This window comes from Micromonospora pisi (genome assembly GCF_003633685.1).
Lineage (GTDB): Bacteria > Actinomycetota > Actinomycetes > Mycobacteriales > Micromonosporaceae > Micromonospora_G > Micromonospora_G pisi.
In genome coordinates this window covers 4,755,065-4,778,042 of sequence record NZ_RBKT01000001.1, presented here as the reverse complement: position 1 = coordinate 4,778,042, position 22,978 = coordinate 4,755,065, and the positions used below count along the sequence as shown (strand labels likewise).

Below are 22,978 nucleotides of genomic sequence, written 5' to 3'. Positions count from 1 at the left end.
CGTCCTCCCTCAGTCCCAGTCCAGGCCGCCGCGCCGCCAGATATAGGCATACGCGACGAAGACCGCGACGATGAACAGCACCATCTCCACGAAACCGAAGATGGGCAGCGCGTCGAACGACACCGCCCACGGGTAGAGGAAGATGATCTCGATGTCGAAGATGATGAAGAGCATCGCGGTCAGGTAGAACTTGATCGGGAACCGACCACCACCCGGTGGCTGGGGGCTCGGCTCGATGCCGCACTCGTACGCCTCGAGCTTGGCCTTGTTGTAACGCAGCGGACCGGCGAACCGCGCGGCGCCGACGGAGAACAGCGCGAACGCCGCGGCGAGGGCGAGGAGCCCGATGATGGGTACGTAAGGCGAGAGCGACATCTCTTCTCCTGCTCGTCCTTCCCTGCCCTCGGTGATTAACGAAATTCACACTATTCACAGTCCCCTGGGCACCTTCGCCCGGGGGGCCGCTGCTCACACCGCTGGTGCCACCTTGGTCATCGCGTTGATCACCCGGTCCATCGCGTCCCCATCGCGGGGGTCGGTCAGGTTGGCCAGCAGCTTCAGCACGAACCGCATCAGGGTCGGATGCGGCATGCCGTGCTTGGTGGCGATCCGCATGATCTGCGGATTGCCGATGAGCTTCACGAAGATCCCGCCGAGCCGGTAGTAACCGCCGTAGCGAGCCTTGAGTTCGGCCGGGTAGCCGGCGAGCGCGCGCTCCCGGTCCGCACCCTCGGCCCGGGCCAACGCCTGCACGATCACCTCGGCGGCGAGTTCGCCGGACTCCATCGCGTACGCGATGCCCTCGCCGTTGAACGGGTTGACCATGCCACCGGAGTCGCCGACGAGCAAGACACCACGGGTGTAGTGCGGAACCCGGTTGAAGCCCATCGGCAGCGCGGCCCCGAGGATCGGACCCTCCGCATTGGTCTCGTCGGTCATGCCCCACTCGGGCGGCGTGTTGGCCAGCCAGTCGGTGAGCATCCGGCGGTAGTTGGTCTTACCGAACGCGGACGAGGAGTTGAGTACGCCGAGCCCGACGTTGACCCGACCATCGCCCATGCCGAAGATCCAGCCGTAGCCGGGGAGCAGCTTGTCGCCGGAGTCCCGGCTGCGCAGCTCCAGCCATGACTCGAGGTAGTTGTCGTTCGTCTTCGCCGGTGACTGGTAGTAGCGGCGGACCGCGACGCCGATCGGCCGGTCCTCCCGCTTGGCCAGGCCGAGCGCGAGCGGAAGACGCCCGGAGACGCCGTCGCCGGCGACGATCAGCGGGGCCCGGAAGGTCACCGGCTCCTTGCCGGGGCCGGACTCGGCGTTGACCCCGACCGCCCGGCCGCTGTCGTCCAGCACCGGACCGACGACGTTGACGCCGGTGCGCAGCTCCGCGCCGGCACCCACCGCCTGCTTGGCGAGGAGGTCGTCGAAGTCGAGCCGGGTCCGGACCAGACCGTAGTTGGGGAAGCTGGCGAGCTCGGGCCAGTCGAGCTCCAGCCGCATGCCGCCACCGATCACCCGCAGTCCCCGGTTGTGCAGCCAACCGGCTTCCGGTGAGGTGTCGACGCCGAGCTTGACGAGCTGCTTGACCGCGCGCGGGGTGAGGCCGTCGCCGCACACCTTCTCGCGCGGGAACTCGGTCTTCTCCAGGAGGAGTACACGCAGGCCGTTGCGGGCCAGGTGATAGGCGGTGGTGGAACCTCCCGGCCCGGCACCGACGACGATGACATCCGCGTCGTATTCGACCGTGGCCATCAGCGCCTCCCTCCCGAGTGCTCGTGAAATGCTTCACAAGCGAATCCGGTGAGGAGTCTAAGACCGCCACGAGGTCGCCAGCGGGTTAGGTGAACCTAAGTTACCGAGGTGGACGCGGTCGGGAGCGCGCGGCTGCGTACAAGTCGGTTCAGGCCACTCCGGTCGGGCGCTCCTCCGACCCGCCAGCCTCCAGATCGGACAGTGCCACCGTTGGCTCGTCGTCCCCGGTCAACCGGTTGGCGGGCGGCCCATCCGACTCGGCTGCCCGGCCCAGCTCCGGGTATTCGCCGCCGGTCGGCAGGTCGACCGGAGCGTTCTCGTACCCGGCCGGCAGGTCGACCGGCGGCTGCGCCGTGCCGGCCGATGGTTCGGCCGCGGCGGATCTCCAGCCGTCCCCGGCCGGTTCCCACTCGCTTCGTCCCTTGGTCGGATCGGGAACACCGCGCTCCGGCGTGACGTGACCCGAGGGCGACTCCGGGTAACCGTCCATCCCCGGCAGTCCGTTCGGCAACTGTTCGCGTAACGCCCCCCCGGCCGCGCGGTCGAGCGCGGAGAGCACCTCCGCGACCACCTGTCGTACGCCGGCGGGGTCGGCGTCCGCGGCCAACTGCCGGATCTGCGCGATCAGCTCAGCCGCGTCCGTGTCGGCCGGCGCGCCGTTCTCCGCCGCCGCCGACCAGTCGTCGCGGTCCGGCTGCCGATATGCACCCGCCATGCGGGCAGCCTACTGGCCCAGACCGCACTAATGGGACGAAACACGAAAACCGGGTCGGCGGAGGGGCTCGTCCTCGGACAAGCCGGCTTATTCGCGCACGGCCCGGTGCAGCGCCACGATGCCGCCGGTCAGGTTCCGCCAACCAACCGAACCCCACCCCGAGGCGGCGATCCGCGCGGCCAGCCCGGCCTGGTCCGGCCAGGCCCGGATCGACTCGGCCAGGTAGACGTAGGCGTCGGGATTGCTCGACACCGTCCGCGCCACCACCGGCAGCGAGCGCATCAGGTAGGAGAGGTAGACGGTACGGAAGACCGGGTTGGTCGGCGTACTGAACTCGCAGACCACCAGCCGGCCACCCGGCCGGGTCACCCGCGCCATCTCCCGCAGCGCCGCCTCGCTGTCCACCACGTTGCGCAGGGCCAGTGAGATGGTCACCGCATCGAAGGAAGCGTCCGGAAACGGCAACCGCAACGCGTCACCGGCGAGCAACGGCACCTCCGGCCGGCTCCGGCGCCCGGCCCGCAGCATGCCGATGGAGAGGTCGAGCCCCACCGCGTACGCACCGGAATGGGCCAGCTCCTCGGTCGAGACACCGGTGCCGGCGCCGACGTCGAGAACCCGTTCACCGGGGCGCAGCCCGAGCGCGGCCCGGGTCGCCCGCCGCCATCCCCGGTCCTGGCCGAAGGAGACGATCGTGTTCGTCAGGTCATACCGGGACGCGACGCCATCGAACATCGCCGCCACCTCGTGCGGCTGCTTGTCCAGGCTGGCACGCTGTCCGTGTGGGGTACCGGTCACGCCGTACCACTCTGCCAGCCGCCGCCGTCGCGCCCGGAGCGGGGCGGTACCCCGGCGGGACCGACACCCGGCGGCCACCGACTCGAACCGCCGTCTGCGGCCGTCACGTGGCCGGGAGCACCGGGACCAGTCGGCGCTGGCGGGCCAGGAGCACCAGCCCACCCCCGACGACGAGCACACCGAGCCCGAGCCCACCGAGCAGCCCGGTCGGCGTACCGGTCAACGGCAGGCCGGCCGCCGCACCGGCACGGGTCACGGTCGACATGGTGAACCGGTCGCTGTCGGCGGCACCGACCGTCTCGGTCGCCACCAGCCCGGTGGCCCCCTCGGGCAGCCGCCCGCTGGGCGGCAACTGCCCGGCGAGCAGCGGTTCGACCTCGACCCGGCCACCGTCCAGCCGGGCCGGTGCCGGTGCGGACCGGGAGATCCGGACCGGGTGCCGGAACCGGACCGCCGAGAAGCTCCGATCGTCGCTCGCCCGATCCGCCCGCGCGCTGACCAGGGAGAGGTCCGGATAGGTGCAGGTGGCGTTGCGCCGAGCGGCGTCGTACGCGCACCCGGCGCTCTCCTCGGCGAACATGACGTGGTTCGGCAGGCCGATGGTCACCACCATGCCGCTGACCGATTCGGCGCCGTGGTTGCCGATCTCGAAACGCAGATCGGCACTGCCACCCGGCGGCACCGGCGTGAGCGTCCCGGCCCGGTCCGCCGGTCCGTCCCAGGCTCGGGCGTAGAGGTCGGGACCGGCGCCTTCGGCGAAACCGATCGAGGCGGTCGCGGAGTCGTTTGCCGGCACCCGGTCGGTCCCGCCGTGCGACACCCGTACGGTCACCTCGCCGACCTGACCGGTGCCGTGCGCCGATCGGACGATCGTGCTGGTGAGCCGGAGTGTCTGCCCCGGTGCGAGGTCCGGCAGGCCGCACTCGCCGCCGACCGTCACCTCCAGGGACGGCGCGGTGGTCGGCGGGGTCGGCGTCGCCGACGCCGGGCAGAAGGCGACACTGCTGGGATTGATCACCTCGCCGTCCACCCGACCGGAAAAGTGCAGCCGTACGCCCTGCGCGGTCGCGGTGCCGTGGTTGGTCACGGTCGCGGTGGCGGTCTTGCGTTGCGTCTGGTTGGTGAGGGTGGTCCCGTCGAGGGTGACCGCGAGGTCCACATCGGCGGCAACCGCTACGGCCGCCCGGGGTACGGCCGCGCGGGGTACGGCTGCGAACACCGGCGCGGTGACGACCAGCCCTGCCGCCATGAGCAGAACTGAACAGGCCGAACCGACCAGGAAAAGTTGTGTTCGCATGACTGCGTACTGTAGTCAAACAACTGACCCGACGCGCCCGACCAATAGCGTTTCACCTGGAGAAACAACAAAATTCGGCGGAAACACAGCGGGGGCGGGGTGCCGAGCACCCCGCCCCCGCCGCCTTGCGTTATGTGGACGGCCCCGCTGGGCCGATGGAGTACGGACGCCACTCACCACCGACACGGCCATGGTGGCGCGGCGGCGCAGAGAATCGTCAGGAGTTTCCCGGAGAAAAGGGAGCTACGACTGACGTTAGCGATCACCGCCGACCCGCCGCTACCCGCGTAACTCTTCCGTTATGACCTGCGGCGCTACCGATTCAGGAATGTCCCATTGATCGGCCCGACCGGCCGGGGGCAGCGCCCGACCGGAGTAACCGGGCAACCGGTCGGCCGGTGCCGGCCGGCCGACCGTCGGCCCTACTTCGCCTCCACCAACGGCAACGACTTACCCACTCCTCCGCCGGGCAGGGCGATCGAGGAGAAGTGGGAGACCACGCGGTCGTCCCGCGGGTCCTCGTCCGGGGTGCGGTGCACCGCCAGGTGGCGGTAGAGGGTGTCCCGCTGCGCCGGAATCCGGCCGGCGGAGCGGATCATCCAGATCAGGTCCTGGAGGTTGGACCGGTGCCGGGCTCCGGCCGAGGAGATGACGTTCTCCTCCAGCATGATCGAGCCGAGGTCGTCGACGCCCATGTGCAGCGCGAGCTGACCCGCCTCCTTACCGGTGGTCAGCCAGGACGCCTGCAGGTGCGGCACGGTCTCGAAGAAGAGCCGGGCCACCGCGATCAGCCGCAGGTACTCCAGGGTCGTGGCCTGGGTCCGCCCCTTGAGGTGGTTGTTCTCGGGCTGGTACGTCCACGGGATGAACGACCGGAACCCGCCGGTACGGTCCTGCACGTCGCGGATCATCCGCAGGTGCTCGATCCGCTCGGCGTTGGTCTCGCCGGTCCCCATCATCATCGTGGCGGTGGACTCGATCCCCTGACGGTGGGCGAGCTCCATCACCTCGAGCCAGCGCTGCCCGGACTCCTTCAGCGGCGCGATCGCCTTGCGCGGCCGGTCCGGCAACATCTCGGCGCCGGCGCCCGCGATCGAGTCCAGCCCGGCGACCTTGATCCGACGGATCGCCTCGTCGAGTGAGACACCCGACACCTTCGCCATGTGCAGGATCTCACTCGGCCCGATCGAGTGGATCACCAGCTGCGGGTATGCCGCCTTGACCGAGGAGAAGAGTTCCTCGTAGTACTCCACGCCGTAGTCGGGGTGGTGGCCGCCCTGCAACATCACCTGGGTCGCACCGAGTTCGACCGCCTCGCCGCACCGGCGCAGGATCTCCTCGGTGGGGTGGGTCCAGCCCTCGCCGTGCTTCGGCGCCCGGTAGAACGCGCAGAACTTGCACGCCGTGACGCAGACGTTGGTGTAGTTGATATTGCGGTCGATCAGGTACGTGACGATGTTGTCCGGATACCGGCGGCGGCGTACCGCGTCGGCAGCCTCGCCGAGGGCGTGGAACGGCGCCTCGGTGTAGAGCAGCAGCGCCTCCTCGGGCGTGATCCGCCCACCGTCGGCACCACGTTGCAGGATGTTGTCGATCTCGCGGCTCCCAGTCACAGCTCCGAGCGTACTGGCCGGCCCGGAGGACGCCCTCAATCGCCCGGGTCCGGCCACCGGCGGCCACCCCTCCCGGCGTCGATCATCCCGGTACGGGTGGTCCGACCGGCCACCATGAGGCGCTCGGGCTGTATCGCCGCACCGGACAGCGGTCAGGCGTCGTAGTCGATCACGAGGCGGTCGCCGACCGGGCTGGACTGGCAGGTCAGGACATAACCGGCGGCGACCTCCTCCGGCTCCAGCGCGTAGTTGCGCGCCATCGACACCTCGCCGGTCACCACCTTCGCCCGGCAGGTCGAACAGACCCCGCCCTTGCACGCGTACGGCAGTTCCCCGCGTACCTTGAGCGCGGCGTCGAGCACCCGCTCGGTCCGGTCCATCCGGAACGACGAGGCGCGACCGTCCAGCACGATGGTGACGTCGGTGCCGGCGGTCACCGCCGTGGTCGGCCGTACCGGCGGCGCGGGCGGCTCGTCGACATGGAACAACTCGGTGTGTACGACCTCGGCCGCCACCCCACGCGCGGCAAGCACGTCCCGGGCGTCGGTGACCATCCCGTACGGACCACAGAGGAACCACTCGTCGATCCGCTCGGCTGGCACCAGGTGGTCCAGGAGCCGCCGCAGCCGGTCCGCGTCGACCCTGCCGGAGAGCAGCGGGGACTCACCCGGCTCCCGGGAGAGCACGTGGATCAGGTGCAGCCGGGTCGGATAGCGGTCCTTCAGGTCGGCCAGTTCCTCGGTGAACATCACGCTGCGAGCGTTGCGGTTGCCGTACACCAGGGTGAAGGTGCTCGCCGGTTCGACGGCGAGCGCGGTCGCGATCAGCGAGAGCACCGGCGTGATCCCCGAGCCAGCGGCCACCGCGGCGTAGTGCCGGGCCCGGTCCGGGCGCAGCGCGGTGCTGAAGTGTCCGAGCGGCGGCATCACCTCGACCGTGTCACCGGCGCGGAGCAGACGGCAGGCGTTGAGGGAGAAGGCACCGCCGGGTACCTCGCGGACCCCGATCCGGAGGCGGCCGCGACCGGCCAACTCGGACGGGGTGGAGCAGATGGAGTACGACCGGCGCACCTCGTCACCGGTCACCTCGTCGCGTCGCCGCACGGTGAGGTGCTGGCCGGGCCGGAACGCGAAGGTCTCCCGCAGGTCGTCCGGGACGGCGAAGGTGATCGCGACCGCGTCGTCGGTGAGCCGGTCCACGGCGGTGACCGGTAGCGGGTGGAAGACCGGCCGGCGGCGTACCGGACGGGTGATCGTCACGCTGCTCATAACGCCTTCATCTGGTCGAACGGTTCACGGCAGGCGCGGCAGCGCCAGAGCGCCTTGCAGGCGGTGGAGCCGAACCGGCTGACCTGCTCGGTGTCGGCCGACTCGCAGCGCGGGCAGCGTACGGTCAGTCGCACCGGCACCGGCCCGTCCCCCGAGGGCGCGGGTCCCGGCGGGGCGATGCCGGCGGCGGCGAGCTTGGCCCGGCCGGACGCGGAGACCCAGTCGGTGCTCCAGGCCGGCGCGTAGACGGTCGCGACCTCGGCGTCCGGGTAGCCGGCGGCGGCGAGGGCGATCCGGATGTCCTCCCGGATGACGTCCATCGCGGGGCAGCCGGTGTAGGTGGGGGTGATCGTCACGGTCACCCGACCGGTCCCCGGCTCCTGCCGCACGTCACGCAGGATGCCCAGTTCCTCGATGGTCAGCACCCGGATCTCCGGGTCGGCCACCGCCGCTGCCGCTGCCCGTGGGCTCACCGTCGGCTCCGTCACGCCGTCACCAGCGCGCGCCGGGATGGGCCCGGTGCAGCACCTGCATCTCGGCCAGCAGGTACGAGAGATGCTCGGTGTGCACCCCGGAGCGCCCACCGCTCGGTGCCCAGCCGTCGGCCGGACGTACCAGCGTCGCCTCGGTCAGCACGGCGTCGACCGTGGCCATGAAGGCCGGCCGCAGGCTGGACGGGTCGACCGGCGCCTCCGGGTCGGCGGCGCAGAGTTCGTGCGTGTACGGCCAGACCTGGTCGATCGCCGCCTGCATCCGGTGGTGCGACTCGTCGGTGCCGTCGCCGAGCCGGACGGTCCAGAGTGAGGCGTGGTCGAGGTGGTACGCCGACTCCTTGCGAGCCTTGTCGCCGATGGCAGCGAGCCGCTCGTCGCCGCATCTACTCAGCGCGGTGTAGAGCGGAAGCTGGTACGCGGCGAGGAAGAGCAGCTTCGCCATGGTGACCGCGAAGTCACCGTTGGGAAGTTCCACCAGCAGGCAGTTGCGGTACTGCCGATCGTCGCGCAGGTACGCCAGGGCGTCCTCGTCCCGGCCGGCGCCTTCCCGCTCGCCCGCGTACGACAGCAGCAGCCGCGCCGCGCCGAGCTGGTCGAGCGCGATGTTCGCCAGCGCGATGTCCTCTTCCATCTCGGGTGCGGCGGCGGCCCACTCACCGAGCCGCTGCGCCGCGACGAGGGCGTCGTCGCCGAGCCGGAGCAGGTGTTCGACGGAGACGCTCACAGGTGGGCCACCCCGTCGGGTACCTCGTAGAAGGTCGGGTGGCGGTAGATCTTGTCGGCGGCCGGTTCGAAGAAGGCGTCCTTCTCGTCCGGGCTGGACGCGGTGATCGCACCCGCCGGCACCACCCAGATGGACACGCCCTCCTGGCGCCGGGTGTAGAGGTCCCGGGCGTTACGCAGGGCCAGTTCGGCGTCGGGCGCGTGCAGGCTGCCGACGTGCGTGTGGGACAGGCCCCGCCGGGCCCGTACGAACACCTCCCACAACGGCGACGACTCGCTCACTGGGCCGGCTCCAGGGTGCGGGCGGCGCGCTTGGCGGCGTACGCGGTGGCGGCCGCACGTACCCAGGCGCCATCGGTGTGCGCCCGACGGCGGTGGTCGATCCGTTGCCGGTTGCACGGCCCGTCGCCCTTGATCACTCGCATCAGCTCCGCGTAGTCCGGCTGGGTGTAGTCGTGTGCCTGGCGCTGCTCGTTCCAGCGCAGATCCGGGTCGGGCAGCCGGAGGCCGAGGAAGCCGGCCTGCTGTACGCACATGTCGACGAACCGTTGCCGCAGTTCGTCGTTGGAGAAGCGCTTGATCTTCCAGGCCATGGACTGGGCGGAGTGGGTCGAGTCGGTGTCCGGTGGACCGAACATCGCCAACGACGGGTACCACCAGCGGTCCACCGCGTCCTGGGCCATGGCCTGCTGGTCCGGGGTGCCGTGGGACAGGGTGTGCAGGATCTCGTAGCCCTGGCGCTGGTGGAAGGACTCCTCCTTGCAGACCCGGATCATGGCGCGGGCGTAGGGCCCGTACGAGCACCGGCACAGCGGCACCTGGTTGACGATTGCCGCGCCATCCACCAGCCACCCGATGGCGCCGACATCGGCCCAGGTCAGGGTGGGGTAGTTGAAGATCGAGCTGTACTTCTGGCGGCCTTCGAGCAGCATGTCGACGAGTTCGTCCCGGCTGATCCCGAGGGTCTCGGCGGCGGCGTAGAGGTAGAGGCCGTGCCCGGCCTCGTCCTGGACCTTCGCCAGCAGGATCGCCTTGCGCTTGAGCGAGGGGGCGCGGCTGATCCAGTTGCCCTCCGGCTGCATGCCGATGATCTCGGAATGGGCATGTTGGGCGATCTGCCGGATCAGCGTCTTCCGGTAGGAGTCGGGCATCCAGTCCCGGGGTTCGATCTTCTGGTCCGCCTCGATCACCGCGGTGAAGTAGTAGTCGAGATCACTTTCGCTCGCCTCGGACAGGTCGACGCCAGCGCCGGGCCGCGCCTGGGTGGCCGCGGCCCGCAACGCCGCCTCGGCCGCCTCGACCTGGTCGATCAAGCCACCAGCCGGCTCGTCGGACGCATCGGAGAAGTCGTTGCCGTACACGCCCCCAGTGTTACAGCTCAAACATGAGTAAGCCAGGGGGTGTCACAGGAAAAGCCGACGAACACATTCGGTAATCGATTGCCTACACAAACCTGCAAATCGGTCCAAGCTGGACAAACCACTCCCAGCCACCTGGTGATCGACTCGCGAAAACCCTTATCGCATAAGGGATATATCGGGGTGTCTTTACCAGAACTTGATGCGTCGCCGATCGAACACATCGACCCTGGTCACGTAAACTTTCCGGGTCGGCCCCTCCCCTCCCGGGCAGGTCACGGCCGGTGCGACCGGGCAACGACGGGTCGCCGGGACCGACAGACCAACGCAGCCAGACCAGAGCAGGACCACACACCCCAAGCGCAGGCCGCCCCGCTCCCCCGGGACCCGACTTTCTTGGAGTTCTACCGCTCATGCGTCCTCGTGTGATCACGGTGCTCGCCCTCGCGACCCTCGTCGCCGGCGGTGTCCTGCTCGTGCCGGCGTACGCCCGTGAGACAGCCGACCCGGTGACCGAGCCAACCCCGGCAACCCCGACCGGTCCCGCCACCCCGGTCGAGCTCACCCCCGCGCCACCACCGACGCTGGCCTCCGCGCCGGTGGACGTACGGGTCGACGGCGGCTTCTTCGCCTGGGCCCTGCTCGACCGCGACACCGGCACGATCTCCGGCTCGCCGAACCGGACCGCCACCAATACCAGCCAGTCGATGATCAAAGCCTGGCTGGTATCGGACTACCTCCGCCGGCTCGGCGACCGGCAACCCCCACCGGCGCGGCTACGCGACGCCTCCCGAGCCATCGTGGACAGCGACGACCGCGCGGCCGAAACCCTGTTCCGGCTCGGCGGTGGCCGGCCGGTGATCGACCGCATGATCAAAATGTGCCGGCTGACCGAGACGAAACCAGTGATCCCACCCGGCGACGACGTCGTCTGGTGGAGCTACACGGCGATCTCCGCCCGGGACGCGGTCCGGATGGGAGAGTGCGTCAAGAACGGCACCGCCGCCGGCCCGAGATGGACCCGCTGGGTCCTCGACGAGATGAGCCGGGTGAGAGGCAGCACCGCCGCCGGAGACCAACGCAGCACCAGCGGCGGTGGCCGGTGGGGAATCATCGACGGCCTGCCCAGGGAGATCACCGACCAGGGCCCAATCGCGATCAAGAACGGCTGGACGATGATCAACGCAGACGGGTCATGGCACCTCAACTGCCTCGCGCTGGCCGACGAGTGGGTGCTCGCGGTGTTGTTGCGATATCCACAGGCTCGGGGGCTGGACCACGGCGCGCAGCTCTGCGCCAGCGTGGCCACCCAACTGGTCACCCCGCAGCCCGGCGCCGCGCTCAAGGTGCCCGTACCAGTGGGCAGGGCGGCCCCGGCCGCTGCCGGAGGGGCGAACTGATGGCCGAGCCACAGGGAACCGGCGATCTTCGCGCCAGGGAGCTAACGCCGCTGCGGATCGCCGTCAGCGCCGGCGTACTCCTGGCCCTGGTCGTTGCCGCGCTCGGGTTGCTGCCGGGATCTCCACTGGCGGTCCGTACCGCCGTCGAGTGGAACGAGTCCCCGGAACTGGCCGACACGACCCCGACCGGCAACCCGGTGGTTCCGGCGACACCGACCCCGAGCCCGACCCCGAGCCCGGAACTGCCGCCGCTCGCGGTGCACCCCACCGACGTCAAGATCGACGCGAAGGGCTGGTGGGCCTGGGCCCTCCAGGACACCAGGACCGGCGAGATCCGCGGCTCCGGCAACATGGGCGAGACCAATGCCACCGCCTCCCTGATCAAGGCATGGATCGGCGCGGACTTCCTGCGCCGATCGGCCGAGGCCGGCAGGAAACCGACCGACGCCCAGCTACACCAGGTCCAGATCATGATCCGGGACAGCGACAACGAGGCCGCCACCGCGCTCTACCAGACCATCGGCGGGTCCGCCTCGATCAAGCGGTTGATCAGCATCTGCAAGCTGACCGACAGCAAGGCCAACGGCGGCTGGAGCCGTACGTCGCTCTCGCCCCGGGACGTCACCCGGCTCGCCGCCTGCATCGACGACGGCCGGGCCGCCGGCCCCACCTGGACGACATGGCTGCTCGACGAGATGCGGGCGGTCCGGGGCTCCGGCGACTTCGGTATCCGCAAGGCCTTCCCGTCGATCGTCCAGAAAACGATCGCGATCAAGAACGGCTGGGTCCAACGCACGGCCGAGCAGGAGGTGAACGTGAACTGCCTCGCGATCGGGGACGGCTGGACCATGGGCGTGATGACCCGGTACCCGATCGACCTCGGCTACACCCACGGCTTCAAGATCTGCCAGCAGGTCGCGGCGCAGCTCCGTACGGACTGAGTCCCTTTCTCAGCCGACGAAGAAGGCCGGACCGTGCTCCGGCAACGCGGGCGTGGCGCCGATCGCGGCGGCGCGGCGGGCGAACTCCCGCAACCCGCCAACCTGGCGGTCGCCGAGAGAGAAGTCGAGCACCCGGAAGTACGACGCCAGGGTGGCGGCGTCGAACGGCTCCCAGCGGGCCGCTGCCTCCGCCACCTCGTCCAGCCCGGCCAGGCAGAGGTCACGGGAGCGCAGGAACGCCTGGTGCACCTCCTTGACCCGACCCGGGTGGGCGGCGGCGAAGTCGCGCCGTACGGCCCAGACGGCGAAGACCATGGGTAGCCCGGTCCAGTCGCGCCATGCCTGCCCGAGGTCGGTGACCGACAGCCCCCGCCCCGGGGCCTCGTAGAGCGCGCGGAGCGCGACATCGCCGATCAGCACCCCAGCGTCGGCTTCAAGCAGCATCTGGGTCAGGTCGGGCGGGCAGGTGAAGTAGTCGGGCCGGACACCGTACCGGTCGGCGAGCAGCATCTGGGCGAGCAGCACCCCGGTACGGGAGGTGGAGCCGAGCGCCACCCGGGCCCCGTCCAGGTCTGCCAGCGGCCGGGTGGAGACGACGTTCACCGAGAGCACCGGCCCGTCGCTGCCGACCGCGAGGTTCGGCAGGAGGAGCAGTTCGTCGGCGTGGCGCAGATACTCGACCAGCGTGATCGGACCGATGTCCAGGTCGCCCGCGACCAGGGCGGCACTGAGCCGCTCCGGCGTGTCCTTGTGCAGATCGAAGTCGATCAAGGCACCGGACCGCATCAGCCCCCAGTAGATCGGCAGGCAGTTGAGGAACTGGATGTGCCCTACCCGAGGTCGCTGAAGATCACCCATGAACCCCACCGTAACCGGCGCTTCGGGCAGTCGCTCAACCAGTCACCAACGAAGTGGCCAACCACCCACAGCCCCGCGAAGGAAGGGCCCCTTGTTATCGGATTTTGTATAGGAAGGGGCCCTTCCTAACCGGAGGTCGCGTGGCGCGTGCCAGCCGCGGCCGCGCCCGACTGCGACCCGAAACCGGCGAGCGGCAACCCGAACCCGGCGCGGGTAATTCGGTGGATCGGTGCAGCGGGTGCGCGTACGCTGGGTGGTCGCTTGACGGCCGCGGTGAGGTAGCCACCGCAGCGGACGTCCCCGCGCCGGGTGTCGGCCAACCGCCCCCGGATACGCGAGCGAGCAGCAGGTGATTCCGACAGGACGTCAACGTGCCCGCACTCGAAACCGACCTCACCTCGGAACGCGAACATCTCGCCGCCTCCCGTGCCGCCCTGCACCGGATGCGGCAACGTGCCGAAGCCCTCTTCAGCACCGGCGAGAACGTCGCCGGTGACTCGTACACGGCGGAAATGCTCGGCCGTACGCTCTCCCGCCGGGTCGCCGAACTGGCCGACGACCCGACCACCCCGCTCTTCTTCGGTCGGCTCACCTTTCCCGAGGTCGACTACCACATCGGTCGGCGGCACGTCACCGACGACCTCGGCGAACCGATGGTGCTGGACTGGCGGGCGCCGGTCTCCCGGTCGTTCTACCGGGCCAGCGTCCGCGACCCGCAGGGCGTCGCCACCCGGCGCCGCTTCGGCTTCAGCGCCGGCGTCCTGACCAGCTTCGAGGACGAGCACCTGGACCGGGGCGAGGAGCTCGGCACCGCCTCCCGGATCCTCACCGCCGAGATCGAACGCCCCCGCGTCGGCCCGATGCGCGACATCGTCGCCACCATCCAGCCGGAGCAGGACGAACTTGTCCGGGCCGAACTGGAGACCTCGATCTGCGTACAGGGGGCGCCCGGCACCGGCAAGACGGCCGTCGGGCTGCACCGCGCCGCGTACCTGCTCTACCTGCACCGCGAACGGCTGCGCCGCTCCGGCGTACTCATCGTCGGGCCGAACCGGGCGTTCCTGTCCTACATCGCCGCCGTACTGCCCGCGCTCGGTGAGGTGGAGGTAGCCCAGGCCACGGTCGAGGACCTGGTCACCGCCGCCTTCGTCCGGCAGGAGTTCGGGGAGCGTGGACGCACCATCACCGTCCGGGGCAGCGACACCCCGGCCGTCGCCGGACTCAAGCACGACGTACGGATGGCCGAGGTGCTGCGCCGGGCGGTGGCCGCCCACATCCGCGAGCCGGAGGAGTCGATCACGGTCTCGGACGGCTCGTTCCGCTGGCGGATCGGGACCGAGGTGCTGCGCCGGGTGGTCGACGAGGCCCGCCGGGAGCGGCTGCCGTACGGCATCGGCCGCGAACGGGTCCGGGCCCGGGTGGTCAGCCTGCTGCAACGGCAGGCCGAGGCGCGCCGGGGCGAGTCACCGAACGACGCCTGGCTGCGCCGGATGGGCAAGGCCGCGCCGGTGACCGGGTTCCTCGACGCGGCCTGGCCGGCGCTCACCCCGGACGGGCTCGTGCACCACCTCTTCTCCGACCCCGACGCGCTCGCCACCGCGGCAGGCGACCTGCTCACCGCCGCCGAACAGGAACTCCTGATCTGGGCGAAACCACCTCGCACCGCGAAGGCGGCGAAGTGGAGTGCGGCGGACGCGGTCCTCATCGACGAGGCCGCCGGCCTGATCGAACGGGTGGCCAGCTTCGGTCACGTGGTCGTCGACGAGGCACAGGACCTCTCCCCGATGCAGTGCCGGGCGATCGCCCGCCGCAGCGTGCACGGCTCGATCACCCTCCTCGGCGACCTCGCCCAGGGCACCGCGCCGTGGGCCGCCACCGACTGGCGGGAATCCCTGGCCCACCTGGGCAAGCCGGACGCCGCCGTGGTGCCGCTGACCATCGGTTTCCGGGTGCCGGCGGCGGTGGTCGCGTTCGCCAACCGGCTGCTGCCGGCGCTCGCTGTCGACGTACCACCGGCCGAGTCGCTGCGCCGCGACGGCGCACTGGATCTGCGTACGGTGGACGACCTGGACTCGGCGACGGTGACCGAGGTACGGGCGGCCCTGGCGTACGAGGGCTCGGTGGCGGTGATCGCCGCGGACGTGGCGGTCGACCGGCTGGCCGGCGCGCTCGCCGGGGCCGGGATCGCCACCTCGACCGCCGACGACGTCGAGGCCACCGAGCGGGTCACCGTGGTTCCGGCGAGCCTGGTCAAGGGACTGGAGTACGACCACGTCATCGTCGTCGAGCCGGCCCAGATCGTGGCCGCCGAACCCCGTGGGCTGCACCGGCTCTATGTGGTACTGACCCGGGCCGTCTCCCGCCTCGCCGTGCTCCACCACGACCCGCTCCCCGACCCGCTCGGCCCGGTGATCGCCACCCGGTGATTCGGTGGCGCCGAGGCCGCCGGCTGCTCGGCCGTCGGCCGACCGCTCTCCGGCAGGCCGTGGTGTGCCTGCTCGGTCGGGAGTGAGGCGAGGACCGCGACCGGTGGTGTCGGGTGGGTGACGGGGTCAAGCGCGCCAAGGACTTTGTGCGGTAAAGTTGTTTGCGTGATCCTCGACGATGACGACCTGCCGCCAGCCAGCCCGGCCGAGACACTGCGGCTGATCCGCCAGCAACAGGCCGAGACGGCGCGCCACCTCAGCCCCGACCCCCGCCTGGTCTACTGGCCCTGGGGAGTCGCCTGGCTGGTCGGATTCAGTCTCTTCTTCCTCCGCTTCGGCCCGGACGACCGGGTCTTCGTGAACCTGCCCGAGTGGCTGCCACTGACCGTCCTGTTCGTCCTGCTCGCCGCCGCCGGGACACTCGGCGCGATCGGCGGCGCCCGAGCGTACGGGCAGGTCACGGGCGACTCCTCCCGTCGCGGCCAGTGGTACGGCATCGCCTGGATGCTCGGCTTCGTCACCTACGGAGTCACCCTCGGCCGAGTCACCGACCACCTGCCGGACGACCTCGCCCGACTCCTCTGGGCCGCCGGCGCGGTCGGCCTGACCGGGGTGCTGCACCTGGCCGGCGGGGCGATCTGGCTGGACCGCAACCTGTTCCGGCTCGGCATCTGGCTCACGCTGATCAACATCGTCGGGGTGTACGCCGGACCCGGCTGGCACGCGCTGATCGTCGCGGTCGCCGGTGGCGGCGGCATGCTGGTCGGCGGCGTGATCGCCTGGCTGAGGCGCGGGAGCGGTTCGTGAGCGGGCCACCCGAGCTCGACCCGATCATCCATGCGCAGGCCCGACTACGGGTGGTCTCGACCCTGGCCACCCTCGCCGAAGGCGACCGGATCACCTTCCCCCGCCTCCAGGAGATCCTGGGGATGACCGCCGGCAACCTCTCGGTGCATCTGCGCAAGCTCGAAGACGCCCAGTACGTCGAGGTCACCAAGACCCACCAGGGACGTACGCCAGCCACCCTGGTCCGGCTCAGCCGGCGCGGGCAACTGGCGTTCGAGGATTACACCGCCGCCCTGCGTGCCCTGCTCGACCCCACCACCCCCGCCAAGGAGCCGACATGATTCTCGCCCGCGCAGATCGGGCCACCCGCCGGTACGGCGACGTGACCGCGCTCAACCAGGTCAGCTTCGAGGTCGGGGCGGGCGAACTTGTCGGACTGCTCGGGCCGAACGGGGCCGGGAAGAGCACCCTGTTGAGCCTGCTCGTCGGCGTACGCCGGGTCACCGAAGGCCGGGTGGAGCTCTTCGGCGGCGACCCGCGCGACCCGGGCAGGCGGCAGCGGCTCGGCGTGACCCCACAGGAAACCGGCCTGCCCCCGACCCTGCGGGTCGGCGAGGTGGTCGACTTCGTCTCCGCGCACTACGCCAACCCGATCCCCCGGGCCGAGCTGCTCGACCAGTTCGGCATCACCGACCTGGCCCGGCGTCAGACCGGCGGGCTCTCCGGCGGGCAGAAACGGCGGCTCGCCATCGCCCTGGCCTTCGTCGGACGCCCGGAGCTGGTGATCCTGGACGAGCCGACCACCGGCCTCGACGTGGAGGCCCGGCACAGCCTCTGGGCCGCCATCCGGGCGTACCACGCCGACGGCGGAACGGTCCTGCTGAGCAGTCACTACCTGGAGGAGATCGAGGCGCTCGCCCAGCGGGTGGTGGTGCTCGGCCAGGGACGGGTGCTCGCCGACGACACGGTCGCCGCGATCCGCGACATCGTCGGCGTACGCCGGGTCAGCCTGACCGTCGCCGACCTGCCGCCGCTGCCGGGTGTGCTCGGCGTCGAACGGACCGACGGGCGTACCCACCTGCTCACCGCCGACGCGGACCAGCTCGTCCGGGACCTCGTCACCTCGAACGTCCCCTTCTCCGACCTGGAGATCCGGCCCACCTCGCTGGAAGAGGCGTTCCTGACCCTGACCACCGGGGCCGACCGACCGGTCGACACCGGCTCGTCCGCCGCCACCCAACCGATCACCGCCTGACCGGGGGAACCGCCATGCAGCTCGCGCTCGTACACGCCAGATACCAGCTCCTGGAGACGATCCGGATCCCGATCGCGGTGATCGGCAGCGCCTTCTTCCCGGCCGCCTCGATGCTCTTCTTCGTGGTGCCGTTCGCCGGCGACGACCCGGTCGGGGCCACCTTCGCCACCGCCTCGATGGTCACCTTCGCGGTGATGAGCAGCAACATCTTCCAGTACGGCATCGGTGTGGCCGAGGACCGCGCACAGCCCTGGGACCCCTACACGCGTACGTTGCCGACCGGACCGGCCCCGCGCTTCGCCGGCCGGATTCTCGCCGGCCTGGCGCTCACCTTCGTCTCGCTGATCCCGGTGGTGGTCATCGCCGCGGTCGCCACCGCGGCGACGATCACGCCCGGCGCGTTCCTGCTCGCGCTCGGCGCGGTGGTCGTGGCCGCGGTGCCGTTCACGCTGCTGGGGCTCACCATCGGGTACGCGTTGCCGAGCAAGGCCGCGATCGTGGTGGCGCAGATCGTCTTCTTCCCGCTCGCCTTCGGTGGCGGCCTGCTCTCCTCTCCGGGCGACGCGCCCGCGTTCATCGAGACGATCGCCCCCTACCTGCCGACCCGGGGGGCGGTCGAGCTGATGTGGGCGGCGGTGGGCGACTTCCGGCCGGACACCACCGCGCTGGTCATGCTCGGTGTCTGGGTCGTGGTGCTGGGCTCGACCGCCGGGTGGGCGTACCGGCGGGACGAGGGTCGCCGGTTCAGCTGACGAGGCCACCGACGGCTGCCCCGCCGACCGGAAACCGGTCGACGGGGCAGTGTCGCGGGGGTGTGGTCAGGAGCTAGTGATCGTCACGTTGTCCACGCCCGCCTCGACCAGGCTGGCACCGGAGGCGTCGGTCGCCTCCACCAGGATCCGGACCGACTGGCCCGCGTACGCGGAGAGGTTCAGGCTCGCCGACGTCCACGCGCCGTTGCGGTTGCTCGCCGCCCCGGCCTGGGTGAGCAGGGCGGTCGTACCGCCGTTGTGCACCAGGCTGACCCGGAAGAAGTCCGCCGAGGACGAGTTCGCACCGTGCGCGAGGTACCAGTTGAGCGACAGGGTCAGCGTGCCGCTGCCCGGCAACGTCACCGCAGGTGAACGGGCACTGGTCAGCCCACCGTCGATGTCGTAGTCACCGGCGGCGGTGCCGGCGAGCCGGCCGGTCACCAGGTCGTTGCTGCCGCCCGCCGGGGCGAGCTGCTTGGCACCGCTGGAGTTGGTCGCCTGCGCGGTCCCCCGCTCCCAGACACCGGAGGTGGCGGTGTCCGTGGCGGACGGGTTGATGGTCCAACCGGTCGCGGTCTCGAAGGTGTCCGACCAGACGGTGGTGCCGCCCCCGCCGCCGCAGTACTGCGCCTCCTTGCCGATCACCCGGTATGGGCAGTCGGCGGCCTCGCTGAGCAGCAGCACCGCCTCACGGTTGCGCGAGGTCTGCGCCGGGATGACCTCGTCGGGCGGGTAGAAGCCGCCGCCGCCGGAGGAGCCCGGGTACATCTCGAAGGTGTACGCCCAGATCTTGTGCTGGCCCCACATCCAGTCGATGCTGTCGCCGTCGGTGATGTAGAGGTCGGAGGACTGCTCCGGGGTGTAGCCGTTGGTGGCCGCCATCTGCTGGCCGAGGGTCCGGAACGTCGCCTCCTGGTCCGCGTCGAGCCCCGGCGCGGTGTTCGCCGTGGTGTAGCCGTACGGCCAGAGCACCAGTTGCGAGTACGTGTGGAAGTCGATGTTCGCCTTGATCTGCTGGGTGCCGCTGACCACCCGGCTGTTGACGAAGTTGCGCAGCGCCTGGGTCTCCGGGGCGGAGAAGGCGGACGGACCGCGGTACGTCTCCGACGAGGTCGAACCGGAGGAGCCGCCACAGCAGCCCCAGTTGTAGCTCCAGTTGCGGTTCAGGTCGGTGCCGACGTTCGACGAGCCGCTGTTCGGCTGCCGGTTCTTCCGCCAGGACCGGTACGAGCCGGTGGCGATGTCGTACTCGCTGCCGTCCGGGTTGACCGTCGGCACGATCCAGATCTCCCGGGTGTTCACGATGTTGGTGATCCGGGAGTCGGAGCCGTAGTTGTCGGTGAAGAGGTTGAGCAGGTAGATCGCCATCTCGACGGTCAGGTGCTCACGGGCGTGCTGCTGGGAGTTGAACAGGATCTCCGGCTCGGCCTCGTCCGTACCGACGTTGTCCGAGATCTTGATGACGGGCAGGTCCCGGCCCTCGTACGAGCTGCCGATGCTGGACTTACGGGCGATCGTGGGGTGGTCCGACACCACCTGGTTGATCACCGCAGTCAGCTCGGCGTAGTCGTGGTAGTTCGAGTCCGCGGGCGGGAAGGCGAACGTGCCCACCCCATCGGTGGCGCCGCGGGACGGGGGTGCCGGTACCGCCTCGAGCGTGAAGCCGAGTGCGGAGATCGCCTTCGCCTCGGCTGCGGTGGCGGTGACGTTCAGGATGCCGTGCTCGCTGTAGTTGATCGCCACGCCGGTCCGGGCGACCGCGTTCCGGTCGTCCAGCGTGCGCGGGCCGATCACCCGGTACTCGGCACTGGTGGCGGCGCTGATCGCGTCCGGCTTGGGGTCGGCGGAGACCGGGGCGGTCACCGCGGCGAAGAGTCCGATCGCGACGGTCGTCGCGAGGGCCAGGGTCCGGCGCCGGGACGACCGCCGGGGTACGAGGGTACGGAAGGGCATGCAAAACCTCCTGGGGGTGCGGAGATTCCCGCTCTGTACCGCACACTGCACCACCCCTCACATGGTCATATCAATAACGATCACTCTCTGTTCCATGTCAACATCGTCGTCACGTCGGCAAAAAGTGCCGCATGTACGCGAATCGGTGAAGGTAAATGCCAGCAGACCGGGTGCCACCAGGCCGCCCCTCAGAGCACCTGGGGCAGCTCCCACTGCTTGTCCGCACCGGTGACCTTGTCGACGGTGGGGCCGAGGGTCGGCTCCACGATGGTCTTCTTGATCACCCAGTTGGTCGCCAGAAGCTGGTAACCGGAACTGGTGGCGTACCGGGCACTCGCCCAGTTCTGCACCCCGACCTTGTGGATACTGGTCAGCTTGTACGTCCGGGCGAAATCGCTCATCTTCTTCAGGAAGGTCGCCACCTTGCGCAGCAGGTTGGCGAGCTTGACCCCCACCGCCGCCGCCCGGGTGCCGGCCACCGCCGCCTCCACACCGGTCGCCGCCGCCCCGGCCAGCACCGAGGCGCCCGCGGTGATCCAGGCCGAGGCGAGCGCCACGATGATCGTGATGATCGCCCAGGCGATCAGCTCACGGACGATCTGCTCGACCAGTTCCTGCGCCTGTCTGGCCCCCTCCGCCGACCCCTCCAACAGCTCCGCGGTCGCCTCGAAGTGCGCACCGATCTCGCTCAACGACTGGTTGACTTGGCTCATCTCGGCGTTGAACGACTCCGCCGCGTCGCCCTCCCAGTGGGCGAGCAGATTGCGGCGCGCACCGACCTCGTCCTGGACGAACTGGTCCATCCGGTCCGCCGCGTCCCGCCACGCCTTCGCCTGCGCGATCAGCGCCTCCGGGTCACCGGTCACCGCGTCCATCGGGTGAGCGAGGAACTCGACGATCGGCTTGATCACCGAGTACGCCGCCCCGGCCGGACCGAGGTACGTCTCGATCCGCTCCGCGCCGCTCGGGGCCCGGGTCACCGTCCGCCTCCGAACTGGTCGGCGGAAGCCTGATCGGCAGCCTGGTAGTTGTCCCGCATCTGGCGGAACGCCACACCCAGCTCGCTGAAGACCTCCTCGCCTGTACGCAACACCCCGAGGCCGTCGGTGGTGCGCTGCTCGTAGATCTTCGCCGCGTCCCGGGACTCGGGCAGGAGCCCGAAGCTGTCCTCGGTGACGTCGGCGTCCACCAGCAACGAACGGGTGTTGCCGAACGCGGTGCTGAGGTCGTCCATCGCGTCCGCGTACCGGGTCATCGCGTCGAGATAGACCTTCAACGGCTGGCTCACGCCTGCTCCTCCCCAGGGGCATCGACCGGTGGTCGTGGAATGCCGATCGCCGCCGCGGCCGCGAGCCCCAGCTTCGGCGGACCGCCGACCAGGGCGCACGCCGAACGATCGGCGAAGACGACCAGGAACCGGCCCCGCCGCAACACACCGGCCGGGGCCTCGACCGCACCGACAATAGCGGCCCGGAACACCGCGTGGACCAACCTGGCGACCTGCTCCACCGGACCGAACCACCGGTCCGTCCAACTCCGGCCCGGCCGCTCGACCATCTCCAGTTCGACCACGAGCAACCGGCTGTCGGTCACCACGAGGGTCGGCGAGGTCAGCCGGTCGACGGCCTCGAAGAGCACCCGTCCGCCGCTCCCCGGCGCGCCGACGACCGCGCGGCCGAAGGTCGCCCGTTGCAGCAACTCGCCGGGGTGACTACCGAGTCCGAGCAGGATGGTCGGGTCGAGCAGGTTCTTCAGCTCGTCGGAGACGGAGACGTCCTCGGTCGCGCCCGGATCCTTGATCAGCGGAGTCACCGCCAGCAGACGCTCGGCGGGCTCCAGCAGTGGACGTACCACCGGCTCAATGTGGATCGTGTAGTCCTTGGCCACCGGGCAAGGATGCCACCCCCCACCCCACGTCGCTATCCTCACCACCCTGACCCGTAAGGAAGGGCCCCTTCTTATCGCTTTCCGTAGGGGAAGGGCCCCTTGTTAACCCAGCACCGGCTGAGAGGATTCGACGACGTGCCCGACATGCGCAACCTGGAGAACCTGGCCGAGTACGCCCACGAGCAACTGGCGCGGATCCAGCGGATGCAGGACGACCTCGCCGCACAGTTCGGCACCGGCGAATCGCCACGCGGATACGTACGGGCGGTTACCGGCCCGGGTGGCGCCCTGCAGGAGCTACGGATCGATCCGAACGCGATGCGCCTGCCGGTCGGGGACCTGACGGCGGAGGTCACCGCCGCGGTCGTCGAGGCCCAACGGGAGTACGCCGAACGCGCCAACGAGATCATGGCGCCGATACTGGCGTCCGCGCCGAGCGAACAGTCCGTGGGCGACCTGGAGGCGGGCATGCACCGGTTGGACGGGCTCGTCAACGACCTGGACCGGGTGGCCCGCCGCCGCGGCCTCGACTCCTGACCACCGCCGCCAGCACGGGGCGGGTAGCGCGTCGACGAAGCATGCGTCAAACGTGACGGAAGCGGGCGTACGGCGAGGAGCCGCACGAAACGGGCGGGCGTTGACAGAAGCGTGGCGTCGCGCACGACCAAACGACCCGACACGTCACGCGGCGGGCGGTCCGACCCACCG

At 70.3% G+C, this 22,978-nt stretch carries 24 protein-coding genes; 8 read left to right on the top strand and 16 right to left on the bottom strand.

Going from position 1 to position 22,978, the window contains the following annotated elements:
* Positions 1-9: 9 nt before the first annotated feature.
* From BDK92_RS20285 to paaA, 11 genes are all read right to left on the bottom strand, one after another.
* The gene (locus BDK92_RS20285) at positions 10-375 is read right to left on the bottom strand and encodes an NADH-quinone oxidoreductase subunit A (RefSeq protein WP_121158142.1); all 366 of its coding nucleotides are present in this window, start codon (positions 373-375) and stop codon (positions 10-12) included.
* A 93-nt stretch (positions 376-468) separates the two neighbouring features.
* Positions 469-1,776: a geranylgeranyl reductase family protein gene (locus BDK92_RS20280; RefSeq protein ID WP_281278698.1), complete on the bottom strand. Its 1,308-nt coding sequence runs from the start codon at positions 1,774-1,776 to the stop codon at positions 469-471.
* A gap of 118 nt (positions 1,777-1,894) precedes the next feature.
* Positions 1,895-2,461 carry a hypothetical protein gene (locus BDK92_RS20275; protein WP_121158140.1) on the bottom strand — a complete coding sequence of 189 codons (567 nt, stop codon included), beginning with the start codon at positions 2,459-2,461 and terminating at the stop codon, positions 1,895-1,897.
* A gap of 87 nt (positions 2,462-2,548) precedes the next feature.
* Complete coding sequence (locus tag BDK92_RS20270) at positions 2,549-3,259, bottom strand: demethylmenaquinone methyltransferase (protein WP_121162418.1); 711 nt, start codon at positions 3,257-3,259, stop codon at positions 2,549-2,551.
* 103 nt (positions 3,260-3,362) lie between these two features.
* Positions 3,363-4,556 carry a COG1361 family protein gene (locus BDK92_RS20265; protein WP_147457067.1) on the bottom strand — a complete coding sequence of 398 codons (1,194 nt, stop codon included), beginning with the start codon at positions 4,554-4,556 and terminating at the stop codon, positions 3,363-3,365.
* A 422-nt stretch (positions 4,557-4,978) separates the two neighbouring features.
* On the bottom strand, positions 4,979-6,169 hold the full coding sequence (gene mqnC / locus BDK92_RS20260; protein ID WP_121158138.1) for a cyclic dehypoxanthinyl futalosine synthase: 1,191 nt from the start codon (positions 6,167-6,169) through the stop codon (positions 4,979-4,981).
* A 152-nt stretch (positions 6,170-6,321) separates the two neighbouring features.
* Complete coding sequence (paaE, locus tag BDK92_RS20255) at positions 6,322-7,437, bottom strand: 1,2-phenylacetyl-CoA epoxidase subunit PaaE (protein ID WP_121158137.1); 1,116 nt, start codon at positions 7,435-7,437, stop codon at positions 6,322-6,324.
* Positions 7,434-7,910, bottom strand: a complete 477-nt coding sequence (paaD, locus tag BDK92_RS20250) for a 1,2-phenylacetyl-CoA epoxidase subunit PaaD (protein WP_121162417.1) — start codon at positions 7,908-7,910, stop codon at positions 7,434-7,436. The genes paaE and paaD overlap by 4 nt, the downstream gene beginning before the upstream one ends.
* 19 nt (positions 7,911-7,929) lie before the next feature.
* A complete protein-coding gene (paaC, locus tag BDK92_RS20245) occupies positions 7,930-8,655 on the bottom strand; it encodes a 1,2-phenylacetyl-CoA epoxidase subunit PaaC (RefSeq protein WP_121158136.1) in 726 nt (241 codons plus the stop codon).
* Positions 8,652-8,936, bottom strand: coding sequence for a 1,2-phenylacetyl-CoA epoxidase subunit PaaB (gene paaB, locus BDK92_RS20240; RefSeq protein WP_121158135.1), 285 nt, complete (start codon positions 8,934-8,936; stop codon positions 8,652-8,654). Before paaB ends, paaC begins: the two co-directional genes overlap by 4 nt.
* On the bottom strand, positions 8,933-10,015 hold the full coding sequence (gene paaA / locus BDK92_RS20235; protein WP_121158134.1) for a 1,2-phenylacetyl-CoA epoxidase subunit PaaA: 1,083 nt from the start codon (positions 10,013-10,015) through the stop codon (positions 8,933-8,935). The genes paaB and paaA overlap by 4 nt, the downstream gene beginning before the upstream one ends.
* Before the next feature lie 410 nt (positions 10,016-10,425).
* On the opposite strand from paaA, the gene BDK92_RS20230 reads away from it, so the two are divergent.
* Positions 10,426-11,412 (top strand): hypothetical protein, encoded by a 987-nt coding sequence (locus BDK92_RS20230; protein WP_121158133.1) that lies wholly within the window; start codon positions 10,426-10,428, stop codon positions 11,410-11,412.
* The gene (locus BDK92_RS20225; protein WP_121158132.1) at positions 11,412-12,353 is read left to right on the top strand and encodes a serine hydrolase; all 942 of its coding nucleotides are present in this window, start codon (positions 11,412-11,414) and stop codon (positions 12,351-12,353) included. The genes BDK92_RS20230 and BDK92_RS20225 overlap by 1 nt, the downstream gene beginning before the upstream one ends.
* Positions 12,354-12,362: 9 nt before the next feature.
* On the opposite strand, the gene BDK92_RS20220 is transcribed toward BDK92_RS20225, so the two are convergent.
* Positions 12,363-13,211: a menaquinone biosynthetic enzyme MqnA/MqnD family protein gene (locus BDK92_RS20220; RefSeq protein ID WP_121158131.1), complete on the bottom strand. Its 849-nt coding sequence runs from the start codon at positions 13,209-13,211 to the stop codon at positions 12,363-12,365.
* 443 nt (positions 13,212-13,654) lie between these two features.
* Between BDK92_RS20220 and BDK92_RS20215 the strand changes: the two genes are divergently transcribed.
* The 5 genes from BDK92_RS20215 to BDK92_RS20195 all read left to right on the top strand — a co-directional run bounded on the left by BDK92_RS20215 (position 13,655) and on the right by BDK92_RS20195 (position 18,430).
* Positions 13,655-15,637 carry a HelD family protein gene (locus tag BDK92_RS20215; RefSeq protein ID WP_425462313.1) on the top strand — a complete coding sequence of 661 codons (1,983 nt, stop codon included), beginning with the start codon at positions 13,655-13,657 and terminating at the stop codon, positions 15,635-15,637.
* Positions 15,638-15,802: 165 nt separating this feature from the next.
* Complete coding sequence (locus tag BDK92_RS20210) at positions 15,803-16,444, top strand: transporter (protein WP_246017141.1); 642 nt, start codon at positions 15,803-15,805, stop codon at positions 16,442-16,444.
* Positions 16,441-16,764: a winged helix-turn-helix domain-containing protein gene (locus tag BDK92_RS20205; protein WP_121158129.1), complete on the top strand. Its 324-nt coding sequence runs from the start codon at positions 16,441-16,443 to the stop codon at positions 16,762-16,764. Before BDK92_RS20210 ends, BDK92_RS20205 begins: the two co-directional genes overlap by 4 nt.
* Entirely contained in the window at positions 16,761-17,678 is a 918-nt protein-coding gene (locus tag BDK92_RS20200; RefSeq protein ID WP_121158128.1) for an ABC transporter ATP-binding protein, read from the top strand. The genes BDK92_RS20205 and BDK92_RS20200 overlap by 4 nt, the downstream gene beginning before the upstream one ends.
* 14 nt (positions 17,679-17,692) lie before the next feature.
* On the top strand, positions 17,693-18,430 hold the full coding sequence (locus BDK92_RS20195) for an ABC transporter permease (RefSeq protein WP_121158127.1): 738 nt from the start codon (positions 17,693-17,695) through the stop codon (positions 18,428-18,430).
* A gap of 66 nt (positions 18,431-18,496) precedes the next feature.
* On the opposite strand, the gene BDK92_RS20190 is transcribed toward BDK92_RS20195, so the two are convergent.
* The 4 genes from BDK92_RS20190 to BDK92_RS20180 all read right to left on the bottom strand — a co-directional run bounded on the left by BDK92_RS20190 (position 18,497) and on the right by BDK92_RS20180 (position 22,270).
* Positions 18,497-20,383, bottom strand: a complete 1,887-nt coding sequence (locus BDK92_RS20190; RefSeq protein WP_121158126.1) for a M14 family metallopeptidase — start codon at positions 20,381-20,383, stop codon at positions 18,497-18,499.
* Between the two features lie 188 nt (positions 20,384-20,571).
* Entirely contained in the window at positions 20,572-21,363 is a 792-nt protein-coding gene (locus BDK92_RS20185) for a WXG100 family type VII secretion target (RefSeq protein ID WP_170208626.1), read from the bottom strand.
* Positions 21,360-21,671, bottom strand: a complete 312-nt coding sequence (locus BDK92_RS39080; RefSeq protein WP_170208625.1) for a hypothetical protein — start codon at positions 21,669-21,671, stop codon at positions 21,360-21,362. Before BDK92_RS39080 ends, BDK92_RS20185 begins: the two co-directional genes overlap by 4 nt.
* On the bottom strand, positions 21,668-22,270 hold the full coding sequence (locus tag BDK92_RS20180; protein ID WP_121158124.1) for a hypothetical protein: 603 nt from the start codon (positions 22,268-22,270) through the stop codon (positions 21,668-21,670). The genes BDK92_RS39080 and BDK92_RS20180 overlap by 4 nt, the downstream gene beginning before the upstream one ends.
* Positions 22,271-22,414: 144 nt before the next feature.
* Between BDK92_RS20180 and BDK92_RS20175 the strand changes: the two genes are divergently transcribed.
* On the top strand, positions 22,415-22,807 hold the full coding sequence (locus tag BDK92_RS20175; protein ID WP_121158123.1) for a YbaB/EbfC family nucleoid-associated protein: 393 nt from the start codon (positions 22,415-22,417) through the stop codon (positions 22,805-22,807).
* Positions 22,808-22,978 lie beyond the last annotated feature (171 nt).